This window comes from Christensenella sp. (assembly GCF_034927525.1).
Lineage (GTDB): Bacteria > Bacillota > Clostridia > Christensenellales > Christensenellaceae > Christensenella.
On the sequence record NZ_JAYFPU010000221.1, the window covers coordinates 1 to 15,704 of the forward strand.

Genomic DNA, 15,704 nt, shown 5'->3' on the forward strand with positions numbered 1-15,704 from the left:
ACAAACAACCCAATCAAGGATATTTTTTGAACAGCTCCAGCCACCTTCGGCACTTTTCCGGCAAATTTATTAGCCAACATCTGCGGCAACCCCAATGATACAAAGACCCCTAGAACTATGATGAATATATTATATGCATCCAGATAATACCACACACTAAAGCCAACCGCTGCTGGCACCTGCATGCCAAACATGATCTTAAGATATTCTCCTGCATATGTCAATGTATCGGATCTGAAAATTACCCAGCCAACAATTACGACAAGCATAGTATAAATATGACCCAATATGCCCATTCCGGACCTTTGCTTCTTTTCTAGCACGTTTTTGTCTTTTTTTCTATTAAATATACGCTCCAAAATAATGAAGGCCCCATGGAATAGACCCCACACTACAAATGTCATGGCGGCTCCATGCCATATCCCCGTACAAATAAAAACGATTAATAGATTGATATATACATTTCCTTTTCGATTTCCTCCCAGCGGAATATATAAATAATCCCTGAAGAAAGTCGAAAGGGAAATATGCCATCTGCGCCAAAATTCTGTAATGCTCTTTGAAATATATGGCAAATTAAAGTTCTCGAGAAAATGAAATCCGAGGATTCTACCCAGTCCAATTGCCATATCACTATATCCGCTAAAATCAAAATAGATTTGTAACGTATAACTGATCGCCCCCACCCATGCTGTAGATACCGAATTCTGTCCTGCCGAAAGCCCAAATATCTGATCCGCAATCAACGCACATACATTCGCGATCAGGCATTTTTTTGCGAGGCCGATAATAAATCTCTTGATCCCATAAAAAACATCATCCCAGTTAACACTACGCCTATCAATTTCATCAGCTATATCCTTGTACCGTACAATCGGGCCTGCAATAAGCTGTGGAAAAAGAGAAATATATAAAGCAACTTTTAAAATATTTTTTTGTACTCCTACTGTTTCTCTATATAAATCGATGATATAGGTCATACCTTGAAACGTAAAAAACGAAATGCCAATTGGTAAGAGAATATTTTTTAGAGGCATCTCAAAATCCCAAATCGCATTTACAATCTGGATCGAGAAGTCAAAATATTTGAAATAGAACAAAAGTCCTAAATTAGCTATAACTCCTATAGCAAGCGCCAATTTCTTAATGTTGCTATTTCCTGTTTTCCCTGCAGCATTGATCCATAATCCTGCAAAATAGTTTATCGAAATCGAAAGAACCATGATTAGCGTAAAAATGCCTTCCCCCCAGAAGTAGAAAAAAAGGCTGGAAATCAACAATATTCCATTTGCTACACGCAATCCTGCAAATCGCCACGCTAATGCGTAGCACAATAACACAAGTGGTAAGAATACATATAAAAAAATAACCGAACTAAATACCATCCATATACTCCCGTTCTAATTTATGCCATAAGACTTAATGCGTAAATCGTATATTATTTTATTCTTAAATCTCAAATACGGAGATTATCTTACACAATATATCTTTTTAGGCTCTTTGCAATTTCTTCTTCTTTTCTAGTAGCTTCTTCCCAACTATCTGCACTGACAAAAGTATACACCTTTAACTTTGGTTCTGTACCTGAGGGCCTTACTACAACCGAACAACTGCCGTCCAATACAAATTTTAGCACATCGGATTTTGGTAGTCCATCCACTCCTTTAGCATAGTCTAAACGCTTAAGCACATTTTTACCACCTAAACAATGAATCTCCCTGCGAAATAGCTCCATTATCCTTTGCATATTTTTACTTCCTGTTTCTCCTTGAAACTCAAAGGAATACAATGTATTCAGGCCAAAGCCAAATCGTTGATACAACTCTTCTAATCTTTGCAGAAGCGTGACTCCTTTTGCCTTGTAATAGGAAAACATCTCGCAAATTAAAAGAGCACCTCCTACTGCATCTTTATCCCGCACATAAGCCCCACTTAAATAGCCACAGCTTTCCTCAAACCCGAAAATATATGAGCTCGATTTGCCTTCCGATTCAAGAAGGCCGATTTGTTCTCCAATAAATTTGAAACCGGTCAATGTATTAATTGTTCTAACGCCAAAATGCGCTGCAATTCTTTCCGCCATATCAGTCGTGACTATTGTCTTAATCATAACCGGATCAGTTGGCATGGTTCCACGCTTTTTATGTTGGGAACAAATGTAATCTAATAGTAAAACCCCTGTTTCATTGCCAGATAAAAGGACATATTCCCCATCTTTGTTTTTTACAGCAATCCCAATACGGTCACAATCTGGATCTGTCGCTAGGAGAAGCCCTGCGTGATTTTTTTTCGCATATTCTATCCCTAAAGTCATTGCCTGTACATTTTCTGGATTTGGTTGAGGACAAGTCGGAAAATGTCCGTCCGGCTCTTCCTGTTCTTTTACTACTGTAACATTCGTGTATCCCATTTCAGTCAACGTGCGAAGTACCGGCTTAAGACCCGTACCATTCAGTGGAGTGTACACGATCGTAGAAGCCTTATCTAAAGAGCTCTGCGAACTTCCCAGCATAGATTGTCTTTTTACTTCTTCAATAAATTCTGTATAGATAGTTCCCGAAATAAATTCAATACTCCCCGCTCTTATCCCTTCATCAAAATCTACACTTCTCACTTCTTTAAAAATATCCAGTTTTTCAATTTCAACCAAAATTTCTTTCGCCATTTTTATGGTAATTTGGCATCCGTCTGCATCATATACCTTGTATCCATTATACTCAGCCGGATTATGGGATGCCGTAATCATGATGCCTGCGGCACAGTTCAACCGCCTAACAGCAAAAGAAAGACATGGCGTAGGAATTATTTCTTCATACATTAGTACATTGATCCCGTTGGCTGCAAAAACTCCCGAAGCCATCCTTGCAAACAAGTCAGATTTCACTCTGGAATCATATCCAATCGCAATCTTCCTTTCCCCGGAAAAATGTTTATTCACATAATCCGCGACTCCTTGGGATGCTTTAGCAACAGTATAAATGTTAACCCGGTTTGTACCCGCGCCAATTACTCCTCTTAAGCCACCTGTACCAAAACCCAAATCCCTGTAAAAGGCATCTTCTATTTTCGCTTCATCTCTTGCAATATTCTGCAATTCCTCAGCTATATCAATATCAGCCTGGGCCTCTTTCATCCATAACCGATATTGCTCCATTATCTGTTTTTTATTCATTCTAGTTATTCCTTTAACAGCTAACTTCTATCATTTCTAACTCGTCACAAACCTCTAACAGGTTCAGAAGCAACTTATTTTATAAATTCAAACTTCTGTTTATCGTAAACACTGATCTCCTTACCCAATTGCACCTCAATCACTTTTAATTCTGTATTTGCAATAATTGTATGGCGGCAGCCCGCCGGCATCATGATAACATCTCCAACCTTTACGCGCTGTTCTACTCCATCGACGACCGTTCGTCCCTCACCCGCAATGATTGTCCACACCTCATCTCTTCTTTCATGACTGTGATAGTTCATGCTATGTCCCTTGTTCAGCATCACCTTAATAGTCATGCTCTCATCTTCAATATCCATAACGCGAAAACTTCCCCATGATTTTTCCGCAAACATGATTTGCTGCTTAATTTGGTTCACATAAGGCTTAATGTAACTAGACTGCATTTGATCCGAAACCAAAATTCCTTCTGGGCTTGTAGAAACAATAACATTATTAAGTCCCATACATAAGACTGGTACATCCAGTTCATTGACCACATGGACATTATCACATGTATCACTCATAATAACTTTACCCACGCAGGCATCTCCCATTGCCTCAGTCAGGGTGTTCCATGTTCCCAAATCCTTCCACTGCCCTGCAAAACGCATTACTTGAATATAGTCTTCTTTTTCCACAACCGCATAGTCAAAACTGATTTTTTTTAGCGTATCATATTTTGCCAGCAAATCCTCGTAGTCAGTAAACTCAATCATTTCATGCGCTTTTTCCAAGATGTATTTCAGCTTAAACGCAAATACCCCTCCATTCCATAGGGCACCTTGTCTGATATATTCCTTTGCTGCCTCTTCGCTTGGTTTTTCTTTAAATGCATTCACAGAACTAACCGTCTTTTTATCTGCCGGAATGATATAACCATATTTTTCACTGGGATAGGTCGGTTCGATTCCCATCAGTACCAGGTTTGAATCCCCGCCTTCCGCAAGCTTTCCTAATTCTTTTATCGCCTCAAAATAATCGTTCTCCACATAGGGGTCTACCGGACATACAACTATGGGAGCCTCTTCATGGATCCCCTTTACATCATGAAGATATGTACTCGCTAAAGCAATCGCAGGAAAAGTATCCTTTCTACGGGGTTCGACGCATACACCAACGCCATCGCCCAACTGATTATAAATAGCGGATACCTGTGTATTGGATGTGGCGATGGTTATTGACGCTGTTTTATCCACCGTCCGGATTTGACGATATACGCGTTGCACCATAGACTCATATTCGCCAGCTTCCGTTTTAAAGATCTTAATAAACTGTTTGGAGCGTATATCATTTGAAAGTGGCCACAAGCGTTTTCCTGACCCCCCAGACAATAGTACGATATTCATTTTAAATCCCTTCTGTCCTGTAAAGACTTTTTTTATCGTTCCGCTCTCACAGGATTGTTCAAAAAATCCTCATAGGCAAGGCCAATCCCATCCTCTAATTCTGTTTTGTATTTCCACCCTAATTTTTCCAGTTTAGATACATCTAATAACTTTCTTGGAGTACCATCAGGTCTTGTAGTATCCCATTTTATCCTGCCACTATAGCCGATCACCTTTGCTGTCAAGTCTGTCAGCTCCTTTATCGTCAATTCTTTTCCCGTCCCCACATTTACAGTTTCATTACCGGAATAGTGGTTCATTAAGAAAAGGCTGGCATCCGCCAGATCATCTACAAACAAAAACTCACGCAGCGGCGTACCGCTTCCCCAGCATGTCACCTCGTCAAGTCCTGACTCTTTCGCCTCATGAAACCTTCGGATAAGCGCAGGCAAGACATGGCTATGCATTGGATGATAGTTGTCATTCGGGCCATAGAGGTTCGTCGGCATCGCCGATATATAATCTGTTCCATACTGGATGTTTAGGTATTCACAATATTTCAATCCTGAAATTTTAGCCAAGGCATATGCCTCATTTGTCTTTTCCAGTTCTGAGGTCAAAAGACACTGCTCCCTTATTGGCTGCGGAGCCATTTTAGGATAAATACACGACGATCCCAGAAATAATAGCTTTTTGCAGTTATTTTTCCATGCAGAATGAATGACATTCATTTCCAAAATAGTGTTCTGATACATAAAATCTGCAGGAGATTCCGAGTTTGCTACAATTCCTCCTACTTTCGCCGCAGCAAGAAAAACATATTCTGGTTTTTGCTCACCAAAAAACTCCTCCACTGCTTCCTGTCTGCAAAGGTCCAATTCCTTGTGTGTTCTTGTAATAATGTTCTGATATCCCTTTTTGCTTAATACTCGCACAATAGCAGAACCAACCATACCACGATGTCCCGCTACATAGATTTTTGCACTTTTTTTCATCACACTTATCGTCTTTCTTGTTAGTTCTGCTTCGCTTTCCGGATTGCCGCTTCTTGTTTTGCAATCAATCGGTCATGCTCAGCCATAATACGTATCAATTCCTCATAGCTCGTCTTTTGTGGATTCCATCCTAAAACAGTCTTTGCCTTTGTTGGATCACCCCAAAGATTATCTACATCCGTTGGGCGGAACCATTCTGGATTCACGCATACCAACAGCTTACCTGTTTTCTTGTCATATCCTTTTTCCTCCAATCCCTTTCCTTCCCAGCAAAGCTCGATTTCATTAAACCGAAAAGCTTTCTCTGTAAAATCTCTTACCGTATGCTGCTGACCGGTAGCAATAACAAAATCCTCCGGAACATCATGTTGAAGCATCATCCACATACACTCAACATAATCTTTTGCGTATCCCCAGTCACGTAGGGAATCCATGTTTCCTAATTCCAACCGATCCTGTAAACCCTCAGCAATCCGTCCCGCAGCCAAGGTGATTTTCCTTGTAACAAAATTTTCACCTCGCCTTTCAGACTCATGGTTAAATAGTATACCATTCACCGCAAACATTCCGTACGCCTCACGATATTCTTTTGTAATCCAAAACCCATATTGCTTTGCCACTGCATAAGGACTATATGGGTGAAATGGCGTCGATTCTCTCTGAGGTATTTCTTCTACCTTTCCATAAAGTTCTGAAGTGGATGCCTGATATACTCTCGTTTCCTTTACTCGCCCTAACACACGTACTGCCTCTAGTACCCTAAGAACACCAATCGCGTCCACGTCGCCGGAGTATTCCGGTACATCAAACGATACCTGTACATGCGATTGTGCCGCCAAATTATATATTTCATCTGGTTCTACCAGATGAATGATACGTATCAAAGACAAGGAATCCGACAAATCTCCATCGTGTAGCGTTATCGCGTTATCGGCAATCAAATGGTCAATTCTAGACGTGTTCGAAATAGAGACCCTCCTTACAATTCCATGCACTTCATAGCCTTTTTCCAGCAGAAATTCGGCGAGATAAGAACCATCCTGTCCTGTAATTCCAGTAATCAATGCTTTTTTCATAATATCCCTCAACGTTTTATTCTTTTTATTATTATTTTGTTCTCTTCTGACTCTCTGCTAAAAGCACCATAAACGTTATTCTAATCAAAATATCCAATGTTTATAAGTGTATATATTGTGTAATTCTAGCATTATATTGACTTTTTTGATATACTAAAAATACTCAATCTAATCTATAGGAGGAATATTTTGGCAATCACTTTGTTTCATGGAGATCTCGTAAAATCCAATCGAATTATTTATACGCCTTCTGCTTTTGCCAAGGCTAATTTGATTCATCTTCAGGAGACAGGAGAATTACAGGCACAGCAGCCTCATAGCAGTAAACGCAAAGGACTTTTTTCTTATCTTTTTTTTGTAGTCCTCCATGGTTCAGGAACTTTGAAATATGATGGATCTGTTTATTCATTAACAGTAGGCGATTGTGTATTCATTGATTGCCGAAAGCCTTATGCACACTGTTCCTCTAATGATTTGTGGACACTAAAATGGGCCCATTTTTACGGACCCAATATGAACGCTATTTATGAAAAATATATGGAACGCGGGGGACAACCTTGTTTCCACGCCCATACTCTCGATCAATATCATCAGATATTAGAACAAATATATGAAATCGCATCCTCAGCCGATTATATCCGGGATATGAAAATTTATGAGCATCTTGCTTCTCTTTTAACGCTCTTAATGGAAGAGGGCTGGGATCCCCTGCGTAATTCATTCAGCACCACAAAAAAACAGAATCTACAAAATATCAAAGAGTACCTTGACCAACACTATCAAGAAAAAATTTCCCTCGATATGCTTGCGGATCTCTTTTACGTTAATAAGTTTTACCTCACTCGGGTATTTAAGGAACAATTTGGTCTTTCCGTCAACAATTATCTGCTGCATGTACGCATAAACCGCGCCAAACAATTCCTTCGTTTCACAACTTCATCTATAGAAGAAATCAGTCATGCATGCGGCATGACTGATGCTAATTATTTTTCTAGAATATTCAAACGGCTAGAAGGCATATCTCCCGGCGAATTTCGAAAAAGATGGTAATCCCTAATGCATAACAGCATCTGCCATTCCCATAGCCAAATCTACAGTCAGATCCGAATTATAATGCTCGTGCTCCCCCCAACGCCCTAAACCAATAATACCTCGTGCCTTGCTCCACGTCAGCAATTTTTCCATAATCTCTGGTTTGCTGATTGTATTCAGTGGATAGGCATACTTATTCATATATGTGAATGCTTTCTCAGCTTTGTTCACATGTATACGCTCACTATTTGTTTCCGTCCAATATCCCTTACTGTTTCCACAAAAATTATGACGCACCAGAATACGATGATATGGTAAACTTGCATCCGGATAATATATCCATTGCGCCTCAGTATCAAGCTGCTCCGGAACATACTCAATCTGGACAGAGCTAAACTTCAACTTACTAATGGATGCCTTCAATTCCTCCGGCATCCCAATAATCTCGTCAAACTCCAACCAGGGAATGGTGGAAATAATGACGTCCGCCTGATATCTGCATCCGTCCGCCGACACTACTGTCTTGTTATCAAAGTCAATACCATTCACTGAAACATTATACTCAATATTATCCTCGATTGCTTTTGCCATTCTTAACCACAGTTCTCCATAACCATACTGCTTTGGATAATAAAACTGTGCATGTCCAGGCTGTGTACCGTAAGCGCGTTTTGTGAGGCATGACATCAACGTTTCTTCGAAGCTGACGTTAGGAAGCTTTTCCAGCCAATATGTCCCAAGTTGGTTTAATTCTTTATTAAACATTTTCTGGTTATATGGAATCATATAGTCTTCTGCTATTTTGGCTCCCAATTTCCAATAAATCCAGTCCACAAAATCTCGTGGCATATCCTGTCCTATATTGCATCCGGCAACAGCAATAGACTTTAGATATTCTACCTGGTCTTCTAGTTTCATCTGCCAGATATTTGCTTCTATAGGATGGTTGACCGTGTTGCCATTGACCACAATACGACTGTCTCGATTAAATATACTCCATTCTTCCTCTGGCATAAACCCAAAAAGAAATTCATTTACATGCGGTCGTCGCACGTCCAAAAAATGGCCACCGCCAATATCCAAAGGGAAATTGTCAACCTCTGCCGACCTGCAAAGACCACCTGCTTCCGGCTCCTTCTCCAATACTAAGAAATCCCTCTCTCCCGCCTGTTTTAACCTGTTGGCAAAAGCTAATCCCGCAGGACCCGCACCTAAAATTAAATATTTCATATTCTATATTCTCCTTCAACATACGGGCAAGTCGAGCCTATTTTCATGCCATAAGAGCACATCAATCTTTACGACGCCATTCCCAAAAAAGATATTTCAACGTTTGCCATCCTGTCGAAAGCGCCTTAAAATGTGTTTCGCCGCCCAGACGCGCAGACTCCGTTGTTGGGAATTCAATCCGTTTCGTATGCGCTTTATAAGAACGGCATACCATTTCGATATCAATCGAACGATCAAAATCAGAGATTCCTATCCGTTTGAAACTTTCTGTTGTCATTCCCCGAAATCCATGGAGTACATCAGAGATATAATTCCCTTCTCTTTTAAAGAGCATGGCCGCTATGCGTGCCAGAAAAAGCACAAACCACTTTCGCGGACGAAATAATTTATTATCTTCTTCATTATGAGCTCCTTTTACCATCCGGCTACCCACAATAAATTCATAACCTTGTTCAAACAGTGCACGAAATTTATATGTATCCTGTACCGGTATTGTACCCTTGGGATGAAAGAACACAAATGCTTCACATTCGCAACAGGCTGCTCCATCAATACATGCCTGATTGATACCTCTTTTCGTTTGATCGTAAATCGGGATTCCATACTCCGCTAAAAGCTCGCGTGATCCATCCACACTCCCTCCGTCAATACAATAAACCTGATCAAATTGATTTTTATCAAGCAACGGCAAATCATGCTTCAGTCCATCAATTTCATTCCATACAATCAAACAAAGTGCAACTGTCATACCCAACCCTCATTTAAATATTAATCAAAACTACGCCCAACAATATGCATAATATTGCAATAACCTTGAATTTATTGATCCGTTCCTTCAGCGCCCAATACGAAATAAAAATTGTCCAGACATACGTGATCGCCGAAAGCGGATACAAAACAGTATATTCCATATAATTAACCAAAACAAGGTTAATTATCATACCCGCGAGATAGAAAAGAACGCCAATATAAAAAACCGGGGTCTTCAATAACAATGGAACGCTTACTTTATCGTGCTTGACCATTGTTTTCTTTAAAAATAGCGCTCCCAGCGATCCTGATGCCGTCATCGCCGCTACTCCAAGCCCCAACAACAAAACATTACCTTCCATATTATTGTTTTCTCTCCCCTCTGGAAAGAAACAACATTCCAATTATAATTGCTGCAATTCCCAATACTCGCGTTACCGTAATTTGTTCCCCTAAAAACCAAACACCCAGAAACAATGACAATACAAAGCCCAAGCTCAGCATTGGATGCAAAACTGACAACTCACCATGTCGTAAAGCCAGCAACATAAAAAGCATCCCTATTCCATATAATACAATCCCAGCCAGATAATACCACGGTGCACTATACTGAGCAGCCATTTTCCACATCAGTTGCCCAACACAGGCGGATAAGGCTGAACATATCATCAATGCAATACCCTTACCTAATATCCTTCTTTCGATATGCTCCACGTCACCATTCCTCCATGATCTCCCCGTCTTCTCTAAAACTGACTTTGTTTATTATACAGGACGCTAATAACTTTTTCAAGCCTACCACAGAGGCTAACAGCCCCTTTTCCCGTCCTCCCGTTATCCTACCAATTCATAAAATTCCGCTTCCTTTACTGCAATACCAGCGGCCCCCCCTTGAGCATCCGTAAATCTAATTTCTACATTCTCTATTTGATCTGCAAGCAGGCAACGTGCCGATGTTCCGATTGGTATCAATAATTTATTTTCCTGGGTAGCTAATTGAAACTCCTGTATAAAGTCATTACCATAGCGGTCTATTCCATAAACCTTTACTGTAGCATTCACAGTTGAAATTATTTCATTCCCAGCATCTACCAATAAAAACTCCGCATTCTTCCCGGCAACCGAATCTTTGGGTGTAAGACTATTTACTCCTGTGACATCGTCGTATACACAATCCATTCCAGTCGTTTCGCGAAAGCGTTCCGTCATCTTTTCAAAATTTCTTCCCCATTCCTGCGGCAGGTACATCAAATCGCTCCAGCAGTATCTTTGATCAAATTCTTCGTAAAGAGCTGAAGAAGCATTGCCGTCAAACATGCGGAATGTTTCCTCATCCGGTTGATAAAGAATCATCCCATCTTCTGGAATGGCATCTCCTTGCTGGAAGCCGTCAAAATCTATTCGGAGTTTCTGAATCTGTTCGCCTTCTATTCCTGCTTTTGCGGGCAACAGAACCTCTTTTCCTGTTACAGCATAGGTCTTAGCATTTTCTTCATTTGCCTGCACTGTTTCGGATTCAAAAAATATTTGTATGTTCCCCTCCTTCTCATCTCCTAGCCCCTGTGCAAGAACGAGCGGCGCATCGGTCACTATTGATTGATCTGATACATCAAACACCAAAAACGGATCCTCACCTTCAATCACATAGTTGCCATTTTCCAGTCGCAAGTCGTTTATAGATTCCGGTTGTGTGAGAGCCCTCTTTTCTACTTTATCAAGTGCATTCATAGCGCTATCGGTTTGATTTTCACTGCGGAATATACTTTGTGTCTGTAATGGCGACAAATCAATGTCGCCACGAACCAAGAAATAACTTCCTTTATATTTTACAAGTTCATAACCTGATTCCAATAAATAACGATAAACCCGATATGCGCGTATACTGATCGGCGTAAATTCCGGTTTTTGTCCAAAGAAATAGACCGGTACATCCGATTGCTGCAAACGTTCTATAACATCTTTCTGCAACGCGCTATTAGGCACCACCAATCCCGCTGCATAAAGTCCTGGTACTTTTTTACCCGAAAGCTTATAATAAATATTTTCATTCGTTGTATCATAATAGGATTGTTCGTCAGTAATTTCCAGTTTATCCAATAATTCGGTCAACGCAGTAATTTCTTCCATATAATTGTCAGCCGATCCGTCTTTTGGAACCAAAGTATACCCCAGTCCCTCTATTCCGGTTACTTCCGGATCATGATAAGCTACTTCTTCGGAAGTCATCTGGGTTGTATCTACTGCCTTTTGCACATATGAGAAATAACCCGGATTCGTATTTACTACTGGCAAGAGCGTCAATGCTGCCAAAAACACAAGCAAAATCCGTTTATGCTGAATCCTGTTCCAATACAAAACGCACAACAACGGCAAGATTGCGATTACAAAAATGTACACCATGCAACCTACGCGCGATATCCCGTTTGCATCGATCCTCGTATATACCGCAGGAATCGCTATCAAAAAAATCAACACCGCCGAAAGTGTGAGCAATAATCCTTGCACCCTCAGGGTGTGTCCTTTTTCCTTTAACACATACCGCACCAGCATGAAAAGCAAAAACGCGCAAGCAAGCAACCCCCCAAACGATTTTACAAAAATCTCCAAAAAGGCTGCCAGTGGCGTTCCCCCGTAGGCTCCTGCCGCAAAATTCATCCATGTCTGCTCAAATGCCGTACCATTTGTGATCACTGTATCAGTCCCGTTAGAGCTGATAAAATGTAAGGTAGACAACAAATATGGCAAACAAACAATGAGTATCCCTGCAATGCTGACTAAAAATAAAATCGTATTCCTTTTTTGTTTTGGCGCCGTTGCGCCAAACAGCTTTCCTTGCTTTCTCGCACGTATCAGCATATATATCCAAACAGGCAAAACCCCTACCATGATAGCGCCGCCATAAGTTGGTTGATACCATAAGTTGAAAAGGCATAGCCCGATATACACATAACTCCAAATAATCGGCCGCTTTGTCAGGTACGGCAATGCTAATATTAGCAAGCTAGGTAAAATAAAATATAATCTATTGATAATCAATAACTGCGGAACAAAAATCAAGAAGATAATCAACAGCCATTTTTGCGGTACAATGTGGTAGAGCAATACCATTGTGATAACGGCCACAACGATATATAAAGTGTAATTTGCAAACACATAGGTGGCAAATGTCCCTCCAAACAAGAGCGCATTGATACCGGATGTCATCATTCCCAGTCCCTGAAGAACCGAAACAAATTCAGTATTCCATGCCTGTCCGAATTCCATAATTTGCTGCCATACTATCTCTGTTTCTCCTGTATGAAAACCGTCAGGATTGATAACAAGAGAAGGCGTGTTCCAAAGCACTACAACCGTCAGCACGATCAAAGTAGTGATCCATAATGGTTTGATGGTGTTAATTTTCCTTTTGGCATACTTAATTAGTGTTACAAGATTTACAGCTAACAGTACCAAAATAACCAGCAGTACCAGTGTTTTAAATTTAGAAAAATATGGTTGGGCAAATATCTCTCCATCCAGAAAGTACCGATGTGTAATTAATATGAGCAATGCCGCAGGAGCAAAAAACTGTGTAAGTAAAGATAGCTTGTCTGAGAAGCGTTTTCTTCCCTCCCCTGAACGAGCTTTGACCGCAATCGCCACAATGCCGCACAATACTATATATGTGATATAATAGTATACAATATTTTGCTCTGCGAATGCTGTAAGCTTCACAGAAAAATGCGAAGCAAAAGCCATCAGTCCCGCAAACGATAAATTCCCAACATAACATCCAATTAACGTCTGGATAATGATTCTCTTTTCCACACGATAATATAAAAGATAAATCGCCAAAATAACAAAAAAGAGAATCAGAATTACATCAATAGTAAAAGATACCGTTGTAAAATAATAATTTTTCAGCAGACAGATCGCAAGTATAATCAGCGCAACGGTAAACCATACGGACGCTCCATTCGACGATTTCCCTAACGGGCGCACCGATGGTATTTGTTTTCTATTCAAAAGCCAGGATGTAACAAGATATACAATAAGGAACACAACAAAAAACACAGCAATGGTTTCATAATCCGCATTCTTATATTGCCCATAGATAGGATAATCCATTACAATATCCGTATAAATCATTTTATGATCCAACACAGATATATAATAAAAAACAGCCGAAATCACAGCAATAATACAAGCGATTCCAAACGCCCATATACTTTGCTTCCGATCATCCTCCGCACTGATCGTATGATAAAAATTCAACATTTTTTTTGTGGTAACCGACTGTTTTGTTTCTTTCAACATTACTTATTTTCTCCCAGACATCACATAATTTCATATATACTTTTATCAGTATATACCCGAACAATAAATCCAGCAAGCTTTGTATATTCATTTGTCCCCTATTGCTACAAGCTGTTTTATTTGACGCGACTATATTTTAAATATATAATATTTATATATGTCTTGTAACAATCAAACAGTAAAGTTTGTTTTATTACTCAGACATCGATTGGGAGAGTTGATATAATTGAAAGATATTTCTTTGATTGTTCCTTGTTATAACGAGGAACAGAATATTGTAGAGCTTTATAAGGCATCCATGAATGTCTTAAATCAGCTCCCTATTTCTGAGTATGAATTTATTTTTATTGACGATGGTTCTTCTGACGCAACCTTGGGTAAGTTGAAGGAACTCCAACTGAATGATCCCAATGTTCAGTATATTTCTTTCTCAAGAAATTTTGGGAAAGAGGCGGCAATGCTTGCAGGTCTCGAATATTCTTCCGGCGATTTTGTCGCTATTATGGATGCCGATATGCAGGATCCACCTGAACTGCTTTTGGAAATGTATCCTCTCCTTCTTTCCGAAGATTACGATTGTATCGGCTCAAGACGAATAACGCGCAAAGGCGAACCCCGGGTTCGATCCTTCTTTGCAAAGTCGTTTTATCGGGTCATCAACAAAATTTCTAAAATCGAGATTGTAGACGGCGCACGCGATTTTCGTTTGATGAAACGAAATATGGTTGATGCTTTGCTTACTTTAAAGGAAAAAAACCGCTTTTCAAAGGGTCTGTTTGTTTGGGTTGGCTTTAAGACAAAATACCTTACTTATGAAAATAGAGATCGGCATGGCGGACAAAGCAAATGGTCTTTTTGGGATTTGATGAAATATTCGATGGACGGCATTATCTCTTTTTCAACCGTGCCGTTGACTCTGGTTTCTTTTCTTGGAATCCTCTGTTGCATACTTTCCGTTGGACTGATTATCTTTTTTATTTTACAAAAATTAATATTTGGTAATAATGTGGATGGTTGGGCAAGTATGACCACCATCATTCTTTTATTAGGTGGTGTTCAACTGCTTGGCATTGGTATTTTAGGGCAATATCTTGCGAAGATTTTTCTGGAGGTCAAAGGGCGCCCGTCCTATATCATCAAAGAGCATTCCTGCACCGAAAAGGAGATTTTCCATGAAAAGTGAAATGTATGAATCCATGCACGCGATCGAAGAAGGTCATTGGTATTTTCGCGCCAAGCATGATATTGTCTTATCCATTATTGAACAGGCTGGGATCAAGGATGCTAAAATCGCCGATTTCGGATGTGGCTGCGGATTGATGTTAAAATTTCTATCCAAATACGGTACAGTCACAGGAATTGATTTTAGTAGCGAAGCTTTAGAATTTTGCCGAGACCATTTCTCCGGCGATTTGATTCAAGCCAATCTCGAACAATTAAGCCTCCCTGAAAAATACAATTTAGCAGTCGCACTGGATTTGCTTGAGCATATTGAGCATGATGATATTGCCATGAAAAATATTTATGATTCCCTTGAAGAAAATGCGCTTGCTATTTTTACAGTCCCTGCTTTTTCTTCTTTGTGGTCTAAACATGATGAAAATTGTATGCATAAAAGAAGATATTCCAAGGAAGAATTCCAGAATCTGGTTCTCGGCGCGGGATTTTCCATCGAGTATATCAGTTATTATGATTTCTGGCTTTTCCCTCCCGTTTATCTTGTTCGTAAGCTTGCCAAACTTTTTAAGTTTGATCAAAATAGTGAGCTGGAAAACAAGTATAA

Annotated in this window: 13 protein-coding genes; 3 read left to right on the forward strand and 10 right to left on the reverse strand. The window is 39.9% G+C overall.

Going from position 1 to position 15,704, the window contains the following annotated elements:
* The 5 genes from VB081_RS09165 to gmd all read right to left on the reverse strand — a co-directional run.
* On the reverse strand, positions 1-1,385 hold a 1,385-nt coding region (locus VB081_RS09165), incomplete at its 3' end, for an MBOAT family O-acyltransferase (RefSeq protein WP_323400516.1).
* Positions 1,386-1,474: 89 nt separating this feature from the next.
* Positions 1,475-3,172, reverse strand: a complete 1,698-nt coding sequence (locus VB081_RS09170; RefSeq protein WP_323400517.1) for a phospho-sugar mutase — start codon at positions 3,170-3,172, stop codon at positions 1,475-1,477.
* A gap of 74 nt (positions 3,173-3,246) precedes the next feature.
* Positions 3,247-4,563: a sugar phosphate nucleotidyltransferase gene (locus VB081_RS09175; protein ID WP_323400518.1), complete on the reverse strand. Its 1,317-nt coding sequence runs from the start codon at positions 4,561-4,563 to the stop codon at positions 3,247-3,249.
* 32 nt (positions 4,564-4,595) lie between these two features.
* A complete protein-coding gene (locus tag VB081_RS09180) occupies positions 4,596-5,540 on the reverse strand; it encodes a GDP-L-fucose synthase (RefSeq protein WP_323400519.1) in 945 nt (314 codons plus the stop codon).
* 17 nt (positions 5,541-5,557) lie between these two features.
* On the reverse strand, positions 5,558-6,613 hold the full coding sequence (gene gmd, locus VB081_RS09185) for a GDP-mannose 4,6-dehydratase (protein WP_323400520.1): 1,056 nt from the start codon (positions 6,611-6,613) through the stop codon (positions 5,558-5,560).
* A gap of 189 nt (positions 6,614-6,802) precedes the next feature.
* Here gmd and VB081_RS09190 point away from each other — a divergent pair, with 189 nt between their 5' ends.
* On the forward strand, positions 6,803-7,663 hold the full coding sequence (locus VB081_RS09190) for an AraC family transcriptional regulator (protein ID WP_323400521.1): 861 nt from the start codon (positions 6,803-6,805) through the stop codon (positions 7,661-7,663).
* A 3-nt stretch (positions 7,664-7,666) separates the two neighbouring features.
* On the opposite strand, the gene VB081_RS09195 is transcribed toward VB081_RS09190, so the two are convergent.
* The 5 genes from VB081_RS09195 to VB081_RS09215 all read right to left on the reverse strand — a co-directional run bounded on the left by VB081_RS09195 (position 7,667) and on the right by VB081_RS09215 (position 13,921).
* Positions 7,667-8,875 (reverse strand): protoporphyrinogen/coproporphyrinogen oxidase, encoded by a 1,209-nt coding sequence (locus VB081_RS09195; protein WP_323400522.1) that lies wholly within the window; start codon positions 8,873-8,875, stop codon positions 7,667-7,669.
* A gap of 61 nt (positions 8,876-8,936) precedes the next feature.
* Positions 8,937-9,623, reverse strand: a complete 687-nt coding sequence (locus VB081_RS09200; RefSeq protein ID WP_323400523.1) for a glycosyltransferase — start codon at positions 9,621-9,623, stop codon at positions 8,937-8,939.
* 13 nt (positions 9,624-9,636) lie between these two features.
* The gene (locus VB081_RS09205) at positions 9,637-9,987 is read right to left on the reverse strand and encodes an EamA family transporter (protein WP_323400524.1); all 351 of its coding nucleotides are present in this window, start codon (positions 9,985-9,987) and stop codon (positions 9,637-9,639) included.
* 1 nt (position 9,988) lies between these two features.
* Positions 9,989-10,339, reverse strand: a complete 351-nt coding sequence (locus VB081_RS09210) for a DMT family transporter (protein ID WP_323400525.1) — start codon at positions 10,337-10,339, stop codon at positions 9,989-9,991.
* Positions 10,340-10,459: 120 nt separating this feature from the next.
* Positions 10,460-13,921: a hypothetical protein gene (locus tag VB081_RS09215; protein WP_323400526.1), complete on the reverse strand. Its 3,462-nt coding sequence runs from the start codon at positions 13,919-13,921 to the stop codon at positions 10,460-10,462.
* 226 nt (positions 13,922-14,147) lie between these two features.
* Between VB081_RS09215 and VB081_RS09220 the strand changes: the two genes are divergently transcribed.
* The gene (locus VB081_RS09220) at positions 14,148-15,104 is read left to right on the forward strand and encodes a glycosyltransferase family 2 protein (protein ID WP_323400527.1); all 957 of its coding nucleotides are present in this window, start codon (positions 14,148-14,150) and stop codon (positions 15,102-15,104) included.
* The coding region (locus tag VB081_RS09225; protein ID WP_323400528.1) for a class I SAM-dependent methyltransferase at positions 15,094-15,704 on the forward strand (611 nt) is incomplete at its 3' end. The genes VB081_RS09220 and VB081_RS09225, both read left to right, overlap by 11 nt.